Raw genomic sequence first — 17,137 nt, 5'->3', positions numbered from 1 at the left:
CTCTTCTCCAGGGCGGACACATGACATTATGGCGGCACTGTGCCAACATCATGGCCAACCAACGCGAACTTCAATTGTATCGGAACAGAAAATAATCAGTTATACCAACGCTGGCAGGCGCTTGCGCACCTGCCGCCACGCCTTCTACGCTATTTCAGCGCGTCGCCGCTTTCTGCATGTTTTTCCAGCAAGGCTGCCGGCTGCCAGGCCTGGGGCCGGGCCGAGGTTGCGCCAAACTGCCTGAGCGCGCGCACCACGTTGAACAGGCCAGCCTGCTGCGCGTAATGCATCGGTCCGCCGCGATGCAACGGGAAGCCGTAGCCGTTCAGGTAAACAATATCAATATCCGAAGCGCGCAGGGCAATGCCCTCTTCGAGAATTTTCGCCCCCTCGTTGGCCAGCGCATACACGCAACGCTCCACAATTTCCTGATCACTGATTTTGCGTGAGGTCACGCCTTTTTCCTTGCGGAAGGTTTCGATCAGATTTTCCACCTCTGGGTCCACCTGCGGCTTGCGATCGCCGGCCACATAGCGGTACCAGCCTGCACCTGTTTTCTGGCCAAAACGGCCGGCCTCGCACAGGCGATCGGCCACCACCTCTTCATAACCCTGTGGGTCGGCTTCCTTCTTGCGCTTGCGAATCGCCCAGCCAATATCCAGCCCGGCCAGATCACCCACGCGGTACGGGCCCATTGCAAAACCAAAATTTTCCAGAGCGCGGTCGATCTGCGACGGCGCGGCACCCTGCAGCATGACTTCATCGGCCGCATCACGATAGGCATACAGCATGCGATTGCCGATAAAGCCGTCGCAGACGCCCGACACCACAGGCTTCTTGCCGATTTTCTTACCCATGTCAATACATGTGGCCAGCACATCTTTGGCGGTTTTCGCACCACGCACGATTTCCAGCAGCTTCATGACATTGGCCGGACTGAAAAAATGCAGCCCGATCACGTCTTGCGGACGCTTGGTAAACGCAGCGATCTGGTCGACATCCAGGGTGGAGGTGTTCGAGGCCAGGATCGCGCCAGGCTTGATCACGCGATCAAGCTCGCGGAATACAACTTCCTTGACACCCATATCTTCAAAAACCGCTTCGATCACCAGGTCTACCTCGCCCAGGGCATCATAGGACAGGGTCGTGCTGAGCAGATTCATACGCTCTTCCACCTGTTCTGCGGTAATCCGCCCTTTTTTCATCGTGTTTTCGTAATTCTTGCGAATCGTGGCCACGCCGCGCTGCAGCGCTTCTTCCTTCTGCTCCAGCAGGACCACCGGAATGCCGGCATTCAGATAATTCATACTGATGCCGCCACCCATCGTACCGGCACCGATTACGCCAACCCGGTTAATCGGACGCAACGGCGTATCTGCAGGCACATCGGGAATTTTTGTCGCTGCGCGTTCCGCCGCGAAGACATGACGCAACGCCAGCGATTCGGACGAGTTCAGCAACTGTGTAAACTGCTGGCGTTCAAATGCCAGCCCGTCATCAAAAGCCATATTGGTGCTGGCTGCTACCGCTTCTACGCAGGCAGCCGGCGCAGGAAAGCGTGCGGATCCCGCCTTGACCGCATTGCGGGCGTTAAGCAATAAGGCATCGGCATCCGCATCGCTCACTGCCAGATCGCGAACCCGCTTCAGCGGCACATCGCTGGCCAGGCCTTTGGCAAAGTCAATGGCTGCCGCTTGCGGATCGCCCTCGACCACTTTATCAAACAATGCACTATCGGCAAGCGTTGCCGCCTTGACAACCTGGCCGGACACAATCATGTTAAGCGCCTTTTCCAGACCCAACACCCGCGGCAGGCGCTGGGTGCCGCCCGCGCCGGGCAGGATACCAAGCTTGACTTCTGGCAGACCCACCCGTGCTGCTGCAGCGGCAACGCGATAATGCGCACCCAGCGCGAGCTCCAGGCCACCGCCAAGACATACGCCGTTGATGGCAGCCACGACCGGCTTGGCCGATTGCTCAAGCACCTCTATCACGGTACGCAAAGTGGGCGCCTGCCCCGCTTTTGGCGTACCGAACTCTGTCACGTCGGCGCCACCGGAAAACGCCCGCTCGGTGCCGCCCAGAACAATGGCCCGAATGGCCGTATTATTATTCGCACGATCAACGCCTTCCACAATGGCCTTGCGCAACCCGTGACTCAGGCCATTGACCGGTGGGTTGTTGAATGTAATGACGGCTATCCCGTCCTTTTCCTCGTAAAAAGCGTGATCCATGGCGTGTCTCCTTGTCCGATCCGATGAAATACATGGCACGTCTTAGCCATGCCACCTTAGTTTCGCATAGCAGAACTTACGTACCTTAAGAATTCTTCGATAATACTCTGCGGCAGTATTCGGTGTAAAGCGAATTGTCGGTTAAGAGCATTTCTGTCTTTTATATCAGCCAGTCTTTTCATTTAACGCAATGGTCGCTATAATCAATTCCATAAATCAACTGAATGTTCCGCTAAGCAGAACAAGTTCTCGCATGCGATTACACACCGCATTTCGACACCGGGACTTCACTTCTGCCGCTCAATTACCCGAAAAGGAATTCCGTCCATGGATATCCGCTACACACCTGAACAACTGGCCTTTCGCGATTCGGTTCGTGCTTTTCTAAAAGAAGTGGTGCCAGCCGCTGTGCGCGACAAAACACAACAATGCCTGCCACTGTCCAAAGCCGAACGCGAGCAATGGCAACGTGATCTGTTCAAACAGGGCTGGGGAGCGCCCTCATGGGCGGTGGAGTTCGGTGGTACCGGCTGGGATGCAGTGCAACGCCACATTTTTGAGGAAGAATGCGCCGCCTTCGGCGCACCCGAACAATTACCTTTCGGCCTGAAGATGGTCGCACCGGTTATTCAGAAATACGGCAGCCGGGAACAACAGGAACGCTTCCTGCCACGCATTATCTCCGGCCAGGACTGGTGGTGCCAGGGCTACTCCGAGCCCGGCGCCGGCTCTGACCTCGCTTCACTGAAAACCACCGCCGTGCGCGATGGTGACGACTATATCGTTAACGGTCAGAAAACATGGACCACACTTGCCCAGCATGCCGACTGGATTTTCTGTCTGGTGCGTACCAATCCCGAAGTGCGCAAGCAGGAAGGCATTTCTTTTCTGCTGATTGATATGAAAACGCCGGGCATTACCGTACGCCCCATCATCATGCTGGACGATGGCCATGAAATCAACGAAGTGTGGCTGGAGAATGTCCGCGTTCCCGCCGCCAACCTGATCGGTGAAGAAAACAAAGGCTGGACCTACGCGAAGTTCCTGCTTGGCCACGAAAGAACCAACATCGCCCGCGTGGGCCGTTCCAAGGCGGCACTGCAACTAGTCAAAAAAGCCGCGGCCGGGCAAATCGGCAATGATGGTCTGCCTTTATTGCAGGATGCACGCTTTCGTGATCGGCTGGCGCAGGTTGAGATGGATTTAATGGCACTTGAGGTTACCAATCTCAAACTGATTTCCCAGGAAGGCAGCAGCCATGCGCCAGGACCCGAGGCCTCTATTCTGAAAGTAAAGGGCTCGGAAATTCAGCAGGCCATTACCGCACTGGCGTCACAAGTGGCCGGCCCGTACGCCGCAGCCCATATTCTGCCAGACGATCAGGTACACGAATTATCTGCCGCCTTCCCGCAAGCGCAGGAACATATGACATCACAGTACTTCAACTATCGCAAAACCACCATCTACGGCGGATCCAATGAAGTACAGAAAAGCATTATCTGCAGGATGATTCTGGGGCTTTAAACGGCCTGTCGTCCCATCCCGATACAGTACCAAATACGCTACGGAGTCATCCACATGGACTTTACCTTTACCGAAGAACAACTTGCCCTGCAAGACACCCTTACCCGCTATATCGACAAAGACTATACCTTTGAGCAGCGCAGCAAAAATCTTGCCGCCAACCAGCATATAAATGAGAAGACCTGGGCGGACTTTGCAGCGCTGGGCATTCTCGCCCTGCCCTTTGCTGAGGAAGACGGCGGCCTGGCAGGCACCCCGCTTGATACCTATCTGGTTATGCGCTCACTGGCCAAAGGGCTGATTCTTGAACCGTACATCAGTACGGTGGTGCTGTCCGGAACGTTTTTGCAGCAGCACGCCACTGCGCAGCAGCGCAACGTACTGATTGGCGCCATCGCCGATGGCTCAGCCCGTTTTGCCTTTGCCCACTACGATGTGCAATCGCGCTATCAGGAATCACGCATCCATACCAAGGCTGAAAACAAAGCAGGCAACTGGATACTGAGTGGCCACAAGGCCGTCGTGATTGACGCGCCGGTATGTGATCACTGGCTGATTACGGCCAGAACCGCCGGCCAGAATAACGATAGCAACGGCCTGTCTGTCTTTCTGGTCAAAGCAGACCATCCTGGCATTACTGCCAAATCGTACCGCCTGCATGATGGCCATCTGGCCGCTGATCTGGTGATCAACAACGCACAATTGCCGCCAGAGTCCCTGATTGGCGATGCCGACACAGCCTACCCCGCCATCATGCAGGCACTGGCCGCCACCAATGCCGCACTGGCAGCCGAGGCAGCGGGCCTGATTCAGGCACTGAACGAGGCAACGCTGGAATACCTGAAAACCAGAAAGCAGTTCGGCGTGGCCATTGGCACATTCCAGGCCCTGCAGCATCGCATGGCCGATATGGCCATCGCGGCAGAACAGGCCACCTCCATGGCGTTGCTGGCCGCTATCGGCCAGGCTGGCGATGACCCGCAGGACCGCATCATCAAAGGCGCTGCAGCAAGAGTGCTGCTGGCAAAACTGTCGCGCCACGTAGGCGAAGAAGCCGTGCAACTGCACGGTGGCATGGGCGTTACCGACGAACTGGCGGTACCTCATTACTTCAAACGGGTGACCGTACTCAATAGCCAGTATGGCGATGCCGACTTCCATTTGCAGCGCTATAGTGATAGTTTGCTAACATCACAAAAAACCCAGGACGCCGCTTGAGGAAACACCCGTATCATGACTGACCAGACGATTCCAGAACACTACCGCCTGCTGAACCGGTTCAGCACCTTTTCGGACCTGACCGGACCTTTCTATGAAAAAGTCATAAACGAGCGCCATGCAGGTCTTGGCGTAAGAGTAAAAGCGACACATCTGAACAAGGTGGGTGTTGCCCATGGCGGCCTTATCATGACCGTTGCAGACAATGCCTTTGGCGATGCCATACTCAACGCGCATGATGAACCCGTGGCATTTGTGACCATGTCGCTCACCTGTGAATTCATGTCACCGGTGCGTGAGGGTGACTGGCTGGAAGCAACCGTGGATATTCAGCGCAAGGGCAAGCGGGTTATTTTTGCCAACTGTGATTTGCGCGTAGGGGATAAAAAAGTGGCCTTTGCGACTGCCTTGTTTTCAATGATAGACAAGAAATAGCAAATGTGAACACACTGCCGGCAGCTTAAGCAGCCGGCAAGGCGCCTGATGGGTTCGCCAACAGGCACTTTGCCACCAGCACATCAGGCCGGCTGGCCCACCGTTTCTTTAAGTTTACTGACCACTTCCAGCAATTTGGGCCGCGCTTCTTCAAGCAGGTACTGTTCAGATAAATTGAAGGACGGCCCGCCGCAGCTGATCGCCATGATCGGAAACTGCCGCCCCAGATTCAAGCCCACAGCAATGGCGTTCACATCCTTTTGCCAATCGCCAAACGAGCAGGTACATCCCAGTCGCTCATAATCGGCCAGCGAAGCGGTGATACCGCTCATAAGCGCATCACTGGCCAGCTCATCGAGTTCGCGCACCCGACCGAATATCTCTTCACGCTCCTGCTGCGGAATCTCCGCCAGATAGGCCCTGCCCATGGCTGTTGATACGATAGGGATGCGGGCGCCCACGTCCATACTGAGCGTTAGCGCCGAACGGCTGCGGCAGTTCTCCAGATATAACATCGACAAACGATCACGCGTCCCCAGCGTGACCATGCCCTGGGTTTCTTCGGCCAATGCCTGCATAAGCGGCCGGGCTACCTGACGGATATCGAGCTTGGCCAGCAAACCCACGCCCAGTGAAAGTGTTGCCATACCCAGTTGATATTTACTGCTGTCCTCGTTATGAGTGAGATAACCCAGCCGCGTAAGCGTATAGGTAATACGCGACACCGTTGACTTGGGCAGCTTGCAGCGCTGCGCAATCTCCTGATTGCCCAGCACCTTGTTGCCGGAGCGAAAGCAGGCCAATACATCAAGGCCGCGGGCGATGGCCGTGATGAAATGGCGATCGTCCTCGTATTCGCTGGCCAGGGGCGGTTTGTTAAGGGTTTTGCGAATGTCAGATGTCATAAATAAGTTTGCCGGAAAAATTCCAATGTGCAGAATAGAATACAGCGTCGCTTCGCGAGCCGCATTGTGCCTCCTGCCGTTGCTCAATAGTATAATAATACCCGTTTTATACTATGTTTAAAAAGAAAATTTCATTGCCCGCGCAAGCAGAGTAGTCTATTATAAAGCGCTTAAGGTCAACACACGACGCTATGAATTGTACCGCAATGCGGAATTTTATTTCAATATTTCCATTAACCGGTCCCCATCATAGCCGCGTGCAGCCGGCTTGCCACACCAACCGTGCTGTCGGCCTCGACCCGTTCCGGCATGCTCCTGCACCCGTTCGCTGCCAATAGTGCATATGAAATTCTTTGACTGAGGTTTGTATTTATGGCTCATCCTGTCGTACAAAAATTGCGCGCTCAAATGTCGCTTCCCGTAATCTGCTCTCCCATGTTCATCGTCTCCAATCCGGACATGGTGATTGAACAATGCAAAAGCGGGCTGCTCGGATCGTTCCCGGCGTTAAACGCCCGTCCGGCATCGCTGCTGGATGAATGGCTGGATCGAATCACCCGCACGCTGGATGATGAACGCAAGCAGCATCCGGAGCAGAAAATCGCCCCCTTTGCCGTCAACCAGATCATTCATACCTCAAACGACAGGCTGGATCACGACATGCAGGCCTGCGAAAAATACAAGGTCCCCGTCATTATCACCAGCCTGCGTGCGCCGACTGACGTCGCATCAGCAGTCCATCGCTGGGGTGGCCTGGTCTTTCACGATGTCACAACGATCCGCCATGCCGAAAAGGCACTGGAGGCGGGTGTGGACGGCCTGATTCTGGTTGCCGCGGGCGCGGGTGGTCACGCCGGCACGTTAAGTCCGTTCGCATTGGTATCTGAAGTACGTAAATTCTACGACGGTCCGATTATTCTTTCGGGCTCAATCACCAACGGCGGCTCCATTCTGGCCGCTCAGGCAATGGGCGCCGATTTTGCCTATATCGGCACACGCTTTATCGCCAGCCAGGAAGCCAACGCCGATCCAGGCTATAAGCAGATGATCGTCGATTCCGCCGCCAAGGATATTCTGTACACGCCGTTTTTCACTGGCATCCCCGGTAATTACCTGACGCCGAGCATTACTGCATCAGGTCTGGATCCGAACAACCTGCAGGAGCAGGACAAATTATCGACCAACTTTGGCTCAACCCGTGTCAAGGCATGGAAGGATGTCTGGGGTGCCGGTCAGGGCGTGGGCACCATCGACTCAATCGATCCCGTTGCCACGATTGCCCAGCGCATGCAACAGGAATACCAGACCGCGCGCCAGCGCATTGCCAGCGAGAACGCATAATGAACCAATCGACGAACACCCTGCTGATCAACGAAAGCGAACGCGTGCTGACGCTGACCATCAACCGACCTGCTCAGAAAAACGCCCTGGACGGCGCCACCTATGACGCGCTCACCGCTGCACTGGCGCAGGCCACTGCGCGGGACGATCTGCACGCCATTGTGCTCACCGGCGCTGGCGGATATTTCACAGCCGGCAACGACCTGAAGGATTTTCTCAATGCCTCCGGAGGCGCCAGCCCGGCGCTGACTTTTCTCAAAACCATCAGCAAAGTCAACATTCCCATCATCGCTGCTCTCGAAGGCGGTGCCATTGGTATTGGCGTCACCATGCTGCTGCACTGTGATTTTGTGGTTGCCGGCACCGGCACACAGTTTCGCATCCCCTTCGTGCCACTGGGACTGTGCCCCGAAGGCGCATCCAGCCTGCTGCTGGCCCGTTATGTGGGTATCCGCAAGGCGAACGAATGGCTCTACCGTGGCACGCCCTTTACAGCCGAAGAAGCCCAGCAGGCAGGGCTGATCAATCGCGTGGTGGTGGCCGGCCAGGCCGAAAGCACGGCCCAGGAACTGGCCCGCGACATGGCCGGTCAGTCCAGACTGGCCCTGACCAGCACCAAAGCGCTGTTGCAGCGTGCTGCGGCCCAGGACGTTGCAGCCACCCTGGATGCCGAAAGAGAACGGTTTGTGCAATGCCTGGCATCGCCTGAAGCCAAGGCGGCATTCAGCCGCTTTCTGGCGAAATAACGATTTTTTATAAGGATTAATCACACTCATGATACGTGATCAGGAAACCCAGAGCCTTCTTGAAGAAGGCGTTCGTCGCTTCGTTAGCGAAGTCCTCGTCCCGGCCGAAAACGAAGTGGCCGAGACCGATGAAATCCCCCAGCAGATCCGCGACCAGATGAAAGAGCTGGGTCTGTTCGGCCTGGCGCTGCCTGAACAATATGGCGGCCTTGGCCTGACCATGGAAGAAGAAGCACGCATTGCAATGGAACTGGGTCGCACCTCCCCTGCGTTCCGTTCATACATCGGCACCAACAACGGCATTGGCTCCTCGGGTATTGTGATCGACGGCACCCCGGAACAAAAAGAACAATATCTGCCACGCCTGGCCAGCGGCGACCTGATTGGCTCGTTTGCCCTTACTGAACCGGAAGCCGGCTCCGATGCAGGCTCCCTGCGCACGACCGCCGTACGTGATGGCGATCATTACATTATCAATGGCACCAAACGCTTCATTACCAACGCACCGCATGCTGGCATATTTACCGTCATGGCGCGCAGCAACCCGGACATCAAGGGTGCCTCGGGTATCTCAGCGTTCATTGTTGAAGCCGGCACGCCCGGTCTGACAATAGGCAAACGCGACAAGAAAATGGGCCAGAAAGGTGCTCACACCAGCGATGTGATTTTTGAGAACTGTCGCATCCCGGCAAGTCAGTTAATTGGCGGCAAAGAAGGCGTGGGCTTTAAGACCGCGATGAAAGTCCTGGACAAAGGCCGCCTGCATATTTCCGCTGTTGCGATTGGCGCGGCCAAACGCATGCTGAGCGATGCACTCAGCTTTGCCAAAGACCGCAAGCAGTTCGGGCATCCTCTAGTTGATTTTCAATTGATTCAGGGTATGCTTGCTGATAGCAAAACCGAGATTTACGCAGCCGAATGCATGTTGCTGGATGCCGCAAGCCGACGCGACAACGGTGAAAGTGTGTCAGCACTGGCCTCCTGCGTAAAATACTTTGCAACTGAAATGTGCTGCCGCGTTGCTGACAGAGCAGTACAAATCCATGGCGGGTCGGGTTATGTTTCAGAATATGCGATCGAACGCTTCTATCGCGATGTACGCCTTTTCCGTCTATACGAAGGCACCTCACAAATTCAGCAAATCATTATTGCAAAGGATCTGATTAAAGAAGGTAATATCTGATTTGTAAGATCCTGCAGCAATCTGATCGCACATCCAGACGAGCCATCTGTCATTATCCGCAATACCCAAAAAAATAGGAGACAAGTGTGATAAAACCAGGCAAGTCCATCTATACCGCCGCCATTGCTGCTTTCATGGCTGGCGGTATGCAGTCCGCTCAGGCCATGTCTGAAGCCGCCCAGAACTTTCCTGACAAGCCAATCACAATCGTGATTGGCTACACGGCCGGGGGTTCAACTGACATCCCGTTCAGGGTGCTGGCAGAAAACCTGACAGGCATTCTCAAGCAACCGGTCATTGTTGAAAACAAACCGGGGGCCGGCGGCGTTTTACCGGCCATGCAACTACATAGCAAGAAGCCCGACGGCTACACCCTTGCCCAGACACCCACGCCGGTGTTTCGCCTTCCCTACATCAGCAAGATTGACTGGAACCCGGCAACCGATCTGACCTATGTGATCGGCCTGGCCGGTTATTCTTTCGGGCTGGTCGTGCCGGCCGATTCGCCAATCAAATCAATGCAGGAATATATCGAATACGCCAAACAGAATCCGGAAAAACTCACCTATGGAACGCCCGGCATTATGACTACCCTGCATATCACCATGGAGGCCATTGCCCAGGATGCCGGCATCAAGCTGGTTCACGTTCCCTATAAAGGCAATGCCGAATCACTCAAGGCGATTATTGGCGGGTTTGTGATGTCGGTGGCAGATACGCCCGCATGGGCGCCTTATGTAGAAAACGGCAAGCTGCGCCTGTTGTCTACCTGGGGTGAAAAACGCAGCAAAAAATTTCCTGACGCGCCTACCCTCAAAGAGTCTGGTATCGACCGTGTCCAGCTGTCTCCTTTCGGCCTGGCGGTGCCCAAGGACACCGATCCGGACATCGTGAAAAAACTGCATGACGCACTCAAGCTGGCTATGGAGAAACCTAATTTTCGCGAAGCGCTGGAAAAGTATGACATGGAGCCACTGTATATGAGCACCCAGCAATACACCGAGTTTGCGAAGAAAACCACCGCAGACGAAGGCAAAGTGCTTGAATCACTGGGGTTCAGGAAAAAGTAAACGCCTCACTACCCTCTCCTCTGTCTGGTTCTGATTTTCTGCAGGTACCGGACAGAGGTCAGAGGTCACATCAAAGCCCGCACCCCAGCGGCACGCTGACAAGCCCGTCAGCACGAATTACATCCGCCGCCGAATCGCCATCACTACCATGGGTCATTACCGCCCATTTGGTTCTGCGTGCTCCTCCGTCTATCCCCGTTTAACGGTGCCAACACGCCTTTTAGACTTATTCACAAGCTTATCATTCAAATATTTTGAATGTATCCTACAAACCAGATGAAACAAACTCACCCTGCATTGCAGCATAATATTGACTATGCAAAGACCGCAATGAATTGCGGCATCTAAAAAACAGACTATCCATTAAACATTTTTTGAAGGTTTTACTATCATGTCCGCAAATGTACTGCAGCACCTGAAAAACCGCCGTACCATCTACGCGCTGGGTCGCGACGTTAAACTCGGTAACGAGGAACTGGTCAGCCTGATCCAAAACAGCATCAAGCAAGCGCCCTCCTCTTTCAATTCCCAAACGTCCCGTGCCGTTGTCCTGCTGGGCAAACACCAGGACCGTCTTTGGGAAATTGCCAAGGAAACACTCAAAGCCATCGTACCGGCTGATGCTTACCCAGCCACCGAAGCAAAACTCAGTGGTTTTCAGGCTGCTTACGGCACCGTGCTGTTCTATGAAGATCAGGATGTTGTAGGCGATCTGCAGAAAAAATTTGCACTGTATGCAGACAACTTCCCTATCTGGTCCGAGCACTCTACCGGCATGGCTCAACTGGCCGTGTGGACAGCGCTTGCTGAACACGATATTGGCGCCTCACTGCAACACTACAATCCGCTGATCGACGATAAAGTCAAAGCAGAATGGAATATTCCTTCCAGCTGGAAATTGCGTGCCCAGATGCCTTTTGGCAGCATCGTCAGCCCAGCCGGCGAAAAAGAGTATATGAACGACGAAGAACGCTTCCGCGTCTTTGCCTAAATTGCATTTGCCTGGCCTGCAGCGCCGTCTGCATCAGGCAAATTCATCGCAGTAGGCGGAACACGGTAAGCGGTCATATTGCCCCTGCCATCCGAATTTTGTTCCGCTGTGCAAAAGCCCGCCCAGTCTCGCTCTGCGGGCTTTTTTCATTTTGTAAAAACAAGGCGATTTCCTTCTTTATTTCATCGACAGACTACTTTTTCTTGATTAATGTTTGTTATCCTTGTCAGGTTATCCAAATCTCATAAGGATTCATTCAAAATGAAAATAAAAGGGACATCTCTTCTTGCGTACACCGCGCTGGCTGCCCTTGCTCTGCCCATCACGGCTGCAGCAGCGTGGCCCGATAAACCCATCAAAGTCATCGTTCCGTATACCCCCGGTGGCGCAACCGACACCGTCACCCGCGTGGTCATGCAAAAACTGTCGGAAAAGCTCAAGCAACCCATCGTTATTGAAAACAAGCCAGGCGCCAACAGCACCATCGGCACCAGTCAGGCTGCGCGCTCCAAACCTGATGGATATACGTTTGTCACCGTCCTGGCAGCCTATTCGGCCAATCCACATTTATATAAACTGAACTATAGCAACGACGATTTCGCCCCGGTATCGCATATTGCAGACTTGCCCCTGTTTCTGTTCGTCAGCAAGCAGGTACCTGCCAAAAACGTCAAAGAGCTGGTGGAATATGGCAAGAAAAATCACCTGACCTATGCGTCCAGCGGCACAGGCTCAAGCGCACACCTGACAGGCGCGCATTTTGCCGACGAGGCCGGCATTCAAATGACACACGTTCCCTATAAAGGCAGCGCACCGATACTGGCCGATTTGCTCAGTGGCCAGGTGTCCATGGTCTTTGATCCGATCCTGGTGCCTATGGCTTATGTGAAGGAAGGCAAACTCAATGCGCTGGCCATTACCTCGGCCAAACGCTGGGACGGTGAAGACGACATCCCCACCATGGAAGAGGCCGGCTTCAAGGGCTTTGTGATGAACTCATGGACGTCGCTGCTGGCTCCCAAAGGAACGCCGCAGGACATCGTGGATCGCGTCTCATCGGAAATTGCTGAGATCGTGAAAGACCCGGATGTGCAGAACAAGTTTAAAACCGCCGGTTTTGTACCTGTCGGTGGCTCCGCCGCTGAGCTGAGCGAACTGATTAAACGGGATTCTGCACTGTACGACAATATCATCAAGGAAAATAATATTACGGTGCAATAACCTCGCAGTCACTGCATTGGCGCATCAGCAGCCCGGTTGCCCTAATGTGGGCCAGCCGGGTTTTTCATTTGAAATACCAGTTTTTTCATTTGAAATAACATAAACCGGCAGGATCGCACACCCGGCCAGTGGTCGACCGGGATCGCCTTGCTTAGGGTAAACCCCGGCTTGTTGTCTTGCAACAGATGGCTATCATATGCCTTGTCGACATACGTGTTTGCAGGAGAGATCAGCCCTGCTGGCGCCGACGGAGCAACCACCCCGGAAACTCTCAGGCAAAAGGACTGCAAATAACGCGACACTCTGGAGAGAGGCGCACGCGCCCACCGAAGGGGAACCGGCTTCATTCAGGCCGGTGAAACTCTCAGGTACCGTGACAGATGGGGTATGCAGATCGTGTGGTCTGTATCATCCCTATCGGAGACGTTCATGTCACGTGTCGCTATCATCGGCGCCGGCATTACCGGCATCACCACCGCTTATACTCTGGCAAAACTCGGCTATTCGGTCACTGTCCTGGACAAGAACCGGGATCCTGCCATGGAAACCTCGTTTGCCAACGGCGGCCAGCTCTCGGCCAGTAATGCAGAAGTCTGGAACAGCACCGCTACCGTAATGAAAGGGCTGCGCTGGATCGGCAAACGCAATGCGCCCCTGCTGCTCAATCCTGCTTTCAGCTGGCATAAATACAGCTGGCTTGCGGCATTCATTCGCAATATCCCCAACCACAAAACCAATACCATCGAAACCACCCGGCTGGCGATTGAAGCACGTCGTCATTTATATGCCATGGCAGAGCAGGAAAACATTGATTTTGATCTGGAGCGTCGGGGTATTCTGCACATTTATTACGACAAGGGCAGCTTTGACAAGGCCGTCAAAAGCAATGCGCTGCTACAGGCTGGCGGGCTGGAACGCTATGCAGTCACGCGCGATGAAGCCCTCAGCATTGAACCCACACTGAAAGCTGATTTCTTTGCCGGCCTATATACCCCATCGGACGCCACCGGCGACATTCACAAGTTCACCAATGGCCTGGCTGCCGCATGCCGCAGGCTGGGGGTGCGTTTCATCATGGATACCTCTGTCACCCGCATCGCGAGCGATCGGCAACAGCACCAGATTTTCCATGAACGTTACGACAACGGCGAGTCTGCCTTTATTGAAGCCGAGAAGATCGTTGTGTGCGCAGGCACAGGCAGCCGGAGCATTGCCCGCATGCTAGGCGACACGATGAATGTGTATCCGGTCAAAGGTTATTCCATCAGTGTTCATCTGGACGATGCAGCCAGCCTGGCAGCAACGCCGCGGGTCAGCCTGCTGGACGAAGACGCCAAAATCGTCACCAGCTTCCTGGGCGATCGCTTCCGTGTGGCCGGCACCGCCGAATTCAACGGCTTCAACAAAGACATTCGCGCTGACCGGGTACAGCCTCTGATCGACTGGACCCGCCGCCTGTTTCCCGAGATTGCGACCCGACGCGTGGTGCCATGGTGCGGCCTGCGTCCGATGATGCCCGATATGATGCCGCGCGTATGCCGCGGGCGCAAACCCGGCGTATTCTATAACACCGGACACGGGCACCTGGGATGGACTTTGTCTGCCATCACAGCGCAGATGCTGGGTGAACTGGTTGATGCATCGGCGCAAAATCCTTCGTTGCAGCCAGCGTACTGATCAGATAAGCAATAGTAATGGCCACGCCTTAGCGATAGAAGGCGTGGCTTCTTACTCAAGCCACGCCACCAGGTGAGGACTGAAAATTGCAGATGCAATTAAAATGCGTAGGTATAGCCCAGCGAGAACGTGCGGCCCCGCCCCTGGTAATCAAACATAGATTCCGGTATACCACCAACTGCGTAAAACACCTTCGCCCGTTGCCCCCAAACCGTTGTATATTTTTTATTGAATAGGTTTTGAATGCCAATGGTTATCTCACCCCTTCCCAGTTGCTGTAGGTATGAGGCATCCACCGTGGTGTAACCATTCAAACGATGGCCTGAGCCATCCTCCATGCTGAAGATGCGATTAGCCTGTATTTTTGCATCGAAAGTGCCGGTACGCCATAAGGCCCACACACTGGCTTTGGATGGGCTGGCATCGGTAATGCTGGCCTTGGCCCAACGGTCACCGGACTTAATGCGGGTGTTCACATAATGCCCCAGGCCGCCCAATTGCAACTGTTTAGTAAGCCAATAGCTCACCTTGCCGTCTACACCAAAAATGCGCTTTTTATTATCGCTTTGCGTAATCAGTAAGGTCTTGCGATCATAATCAATACTGCCATCAGAGATAGAGTAGAACGCGCTAATTTGCGCCTCGGCGCTGCTGTCCGCATAGCGACCGCCAACTTCAAAACTATCGGTTTTAATGCCCTTGAGGCGACTACCGCTCACATTGGAGCCGTTAACAAGTTTGTAATGTCCCTGTGAGAACACATATTTGCCCTGTCCATAAAATTTGGCGGGATCCGGTAATTCAAACCCTTGTGAAAAGTTTGCCCATAATCTGGTTTGCGGTGAGAATTTGTATACGGTGCCGAGATTCCACAACCCTACACGGTAACTGTTCGTGCCACCGGCAATATGATCGGCAGAACGCCCTAAACCCAGAGCCAGCCGTGTCTGCTGTGCCGCGCCAATGAAATCATCAATCCGGTTCTTCAGGTATTGGTACCTATAGCCGCCAGAGACCTGCCATTGAGGCGAAATTGCGTAATCCAGTTGCAGAAATCCAGCAGCAGACGAAACCCGTGTCCCTGGGTACCGGCCTATTTCTTTGTATCGCTCATTGATCAGGCCACCACTGGCTGCACTCATTTTTCTGTCGAAAATAATTTGGTTGCTATCGAGTCTATCGATATAGCCATCAAACCCGTAAGTGAATTTGAGATTATTCCATTGCTTCTCCAGGGCCGTCCGCGCGGAAAGCACACTTGTCGTTTGCTGCGAAGCGGCAAAGTACGGAGCTGGCCGTGTATAGATAAACGGTATAAAGTCCAGCACTTCGCGTCGCCACGATAACTGGCTATACCAACGATGCCCCAAAAAATCCTGATCACTATATTGTGCGTTAATCGCCCAGCGACGCGTCGCTCCCTGACGGTCGGCTTCATACCCGTCAGAAATTTCAAAATTAGGAAAAGACTTGAAGTTTTTTCCAAAATTCAGACCATACCGGTTACGCTGCTTGCTTTCATAATACTGTACTGATAGATCAAGGGCTTTATCGTTATCAAAATTGAATCGGGTGCTGCCCATAATGTCTGCCGTCCGATTGTACTGAAGCGACCCCTGTGTAATGTCAGGCACAATCAGCTCACCATCTGCATTATACGTAGCCCGATTGCGCCCCAGAGAGATTGCACCCCGAGCAGACATACGCTCGTTACCGCCACTGACCTCGGCGGACATGGAATAATCGCCGTCCTGGCCGCCTTTGAACCCGGAGACACCATTCACGGAGAAACTACCCTGAATGCCTGAATCGGATTTCTTCGTAACGATATTGATAATGCCCCCGGTAGCGCCCCCGCCGTAGACCGCAGAAGCGCCGGACAGCACCTCGACGCGCTCGATATTATTGGGATAGATCGAATCAAGCTGTCGACTGATCTGACGCGAAGAATTGAGCGACACACCATCTATCATGACCAGAATGCCGCGCCCCCGCAAATTCTGGCCATTGTTCGTACGCCCACCGCTGCTGGCATCCAGACCGGGAATCTCATCGCCAAGGATTTGCCCCAGCGTTTTACCCATTGCGCTGGACTGCGCGATCCTCTTGCTGTCAATAAACCAAACGGTCGCAGCTATCTCCTCGATTGACCGTGGCGTTGCACTTGCCACCGCTACGATAGGCTCCAGCTTCTCAGTTGGAAGTGCTTCGCTCTCCGCGTCCTGAGCCCACAGCAGCGAGCCAGGGAAAATGCCAAACAACAGCGCAAGTGTTGTCGGCAAAGAAAGAAGTCTATGCTTGTTTTTAGCCATAAATTCTCCGTTACGTTATCGCCTGGTCGCCCAATTATGGTTTTCTGTATTAATGAAATTTATTTTGAGACGCATTTCTATTACTAAAAAGAGGTCATCTTACTTTTGAGATACGGGAATATGCATTGATGTAGATTTTGAATTGCCGTTTTTTGCAAGACGGATTGAGTTGAGATTGCCAAAAACGTATGCGTCACGCATCATACGATGACACGTTGACAGTGCACGACGAACGACTGTTTTCTAATCCCCATAACCGCAAATGGTCACGCTCGGCCAT

At 53.9% G+C, this 17,137-nt stretch carries 13 protein-coding genes and 1 riboswitch; of the genes, 10 read left to right on the top strand and 3 right to left on the bottom strand.

Translation table 11 applies throughout. The features are described from left to right. Positions 1 to 149: 149 nt before the first annotated feature. Positions 150 to 2,234 carry a 3-hydroxyacyl-CoA dehydrogenase NAD-binding domain-containing protein gene (locus MIM_RS06380; protein ID WP_025371931.1) on the bottom strand — a complete coding sequence of 695 codons (2,085 nt, stop codon included), beginning with the start codon at positions 2,232 to 2,234 and terminating at the stop codon, positions 150 to 152. 327 nt (positions 2,235 to 2,561) lie between these two features. Between MIM_RS06380 and MIM_RS06375 the strand changes: the two genes are divergently transcribed. From MIM_RS06375 to MIM_RS06365, 3 genes are read left to right on the top strand one after another with little or no spacing between them, the layout of a single operon-like run. Next, positions 2,562 to 3,758 (top strand): acyl-CoA dehydrogenase family protein, encoded by a 1,197-nt coding sequence (locus MIM_RS06375; protein WP_025371930.1) that lies wholly within the window; start codon positions 2,562 to 2,564, stop codon positions 3,756 to 3,758. A gap of 54 nt (positions 3,759 to 3,812) precedes the next feature. Then, on the top strand, positions 3,813 to 4,976 hold the full coding sequence (locus MIM_RS06370) for an acyl-CoA dehydrogenase family protein (RefSeq protein ID WP_025371929.1): 1,164 nt from the start codon (positions 3,813 to 3,815) through the stop codon (positions 4,974 to 4,976). A gap of 15 nt (positions 4,977 to 4,991) precedes the next feature. Continuing rightward, positions 4,992 to 5,411, top strand: coding sequence for a PaaI family thioesterase (locus tag MIM_RS06365; protein ID WP_025371928.1), 420 nt, complete (start codon positions 4,992 to 4,994; stop codon positions 5,409 to 5,411). Between the two features lie 83 nt (positions 5,412 to 5,494). On the opposite strand, the gene MIM_RS06360 is transcribed toward MIM_RS06365, so the two are convergent. Continuing rightward, entirely contained in the window at positions 5,495 to 6,316 is an 822-nt protein-coding gene (locus MIM_RS06360) for an IclR family transcriptional regulator (protein WP_025371927.1), read from the bottom strand. 372 nt (positions 6,317 to 6,688) lie between these two features. Between MIM_RS06360 and MIM_RS06355 the strand changes: the two genes are divergently transcribed. The 7 genes from MIM_RS06355 (at position 6,689) to MIM_RS06325 (ending at position 14,545) form a co-directional block, all read left to right on the top strand. Then, entirely contained in the window at positions 6,689 to 7,657 is a 969-nt protein-coding gene (locus MIM_RS06355) for an NAD(P)H-dependent flavin oxidoreductase (RefSeq protein WP_025371926.1), read from the top strand. Then, on the top strand, positions 7,657 to 8,403 hold the full coding sequence (locus tag MIM_RS06350) for an enoyl-CoA hydratase-related protein (RefSeq protein WP_025371925.1): 747 nt from the start codon (positions 7,657 to 7,659) through the stop codon (positions 8,401 to 8,403). Before MIM_RS06355 ends, MIM_RS06350 begins: the two co-directional genes overlap by 1 nt. Before the next feature lie 28 nt (positions 8,404 to 8,431). Next, a complete protein-coding gene (locus MIM_RS06345) occupies positions 8,432 to 9,586 on the top strand; it encodes an acyl-CoA dehydrogenase family protein (RefSeq protein WP_025371924.1) in 1,155 nt (384 codons plus the stop codon). Positions 9,587 to 9,732: 146 nt separating this feature from the next. Beyond that, complete coding sequence (locus MIM_RS06340; RefSeq protein ID WP_407638150.1) at positions 9,733 to 10,656, top strand: tripartite tricarboxylate transporter substrate binding protein; 924 nt, start codon at positions 9,733 to 9,735, stop codon at positions 10,654 to 10,656. 391 nt (positions 10,657 to 11,047) lie between these two features. After that, on the top strand, positions 11,048 to 11,647 hold the full coding sequence (locus tag MIM_RS06335) for a nitroreductase family protein (protein ID WP_025371922.1): 600 nt from the start codon (positions 11,048 to 11,050) through the stop codon (positions 11,645 to 11,647). Positions 11,648 to 11,908: 261 nt separating this feature from the next. Next, positions 11,909 to 12,868, top strand: coding sequence for a Bug family tripartite tricarboxylate transporter substrate binding protein (locus tag MIM_RS06330; protein ID WP_025371921.1), 960 nt, complete (start codon positions 11,909 to 11,911; stop codon positions 12,866 to 12,868). 210 nt (positions 12,869 to 13,078) lie between these two features. Continuing rightward, a riboswitch (glycine riboswitch) is annotated at positions 13,079 to 13,165 on the top strand. A 132-nt stretch (positions 13,166 to 13,297) separates the two neighbouring features. Beyond that, positions 13,298 to 14,545 (top strand): D-amino acid dehydrogenase, encoded by a 1,248-nt coding sequence (locus MIM_RS06325; protein WP_025371920.1) that lies wholly within the window; start codon positions 13,298 to 13,300, stop codon positions 14,543 to 14,545. Between the two features lie 98 nt (positions 14,546 to 14,643). Here the strand turns inward: MIM_RS06325 and MIM_RS06320 are convergent, their stop codons facing one another. After that, positions 14,644 to 16,857: a TonB-dependent receptor gene (locus MIM_RS06320; protein WP_025371919.1), complete on the bottom strand. Its 2,214-nt coding sequence runs from the start codon at positions 16,855 to 16,857 to the stop codon at positions 14,644 to 14,646. Between the last annotated feature and the right edge of the window lie 280 nt (positions 16,858 to 17,137).

Source organism: Advenella mimigardefordensis DPN7 (genome assembly GCF_000521505.1).
Classification (GTDB): Bacteria; Pseudomonadota; Gammaproteobacteria; order Burkholderiales; family Burkholderiaceae_B; genus Advenella; species Advenella mimigardefordensis.
Note: the sequence above shows the minus strand (reverse complement) of the source record. Positions and strands in the feature narration are given on the sequence as shown.

Excerpts from the sequence above, each read along its gene's own strand:
- MIM_RS06330 (WP_025371921.1), top strand. The coding sequence starts at position 11,909 with ATGAAAATAAAAGGGACATCTCTTCTTGCGTACACCGCGCTGGCTGCC.
- MIM_RS06365 (WP_025371928.1), top strand. The coding sequence starts at position 4,992 with ATGACTGACCAGACGATTCCAGAACACTACCGCCTGCTGAACCGGTTC.
- MIM_RS06355 (WP_025371926.1), top strand. The coding sequence starts at position 6,689 with ATGGCTCATCCTGTCGTACAAAAATTGCGCGCTCAAATGTCGCTTCCC.
- MIM_RS06340 (WP_407638150.1), top strand. The coding sequence starts at position 9,733 with ATGCAGTCCGCTCAGGCCATGTCTGAAGCCGCCCAGAACTTTCCTGAC.
- MIM_RS06380 (WP_025371931.1), bottom strand. The coding sequence starts at position 2,234 with ATGGATCACGCTTTTTACGAGGAAAAGGACGGGATAGCCGTCATTACA.
- MIM_RS06320 (WP_025371919.1), bottom strand. The coding sequence starts at position 16,857 with ATGGCTAAAAACAAGCATAGACTTCTTTCTTTGCCGACAACACTTGCG.
- MIM_RS06350 (WP_025371925.1), top strand. The coding sequence starts at position 7,657 with ATGAACCAATCGACGAACACCCTGCTGATCAACGAAAGCGAACGCGTG.
- MIM_RS06345 (WP_025371924.1), top strand. The coding sequence starts at position 8,432 with ATGATACGTGATCAGGAAACCCAGAGCCTTCTTGAAGAAGGCGTTCGT.
- MIM_RS06325 (WP_025371920.1), top strand. The coding sequence starts at position 13,298 with ATGTCACGTGTCGCTATCATCGGCGCCGGCATTACCGGCATCACCACC.
- MIM_RS06360 (WP_025371927.1), bottom strand. The coding sequence starts at position 6,316 with ATGACATCTGACATTCGCAAAACCCTTAACAAACCGCCCCTGGCCAGC.
- MIM_RS06335 (WP_025371922.1), top strand. The coding sequence starts at position 11,048 with ATGTCCGCAAATGTACTGCAGCACCTGAAAAACCGCCGTACCATCTAC.
- MIM_RS06375 (WP_025371930.1), top strand. The coding sequence starts at position 2,562 with ATGGATATCCGCTACACACCTGAACAACTGGCCTTTCGCGATTCGGTT.
- MIM_RS06370 (WP_025371929.1), top strand. The coding sequence starts at position 3,813 with ATGGACTTTACCTTTACCGAAGAACAACTTGCCCTGCAAGACACCCTT.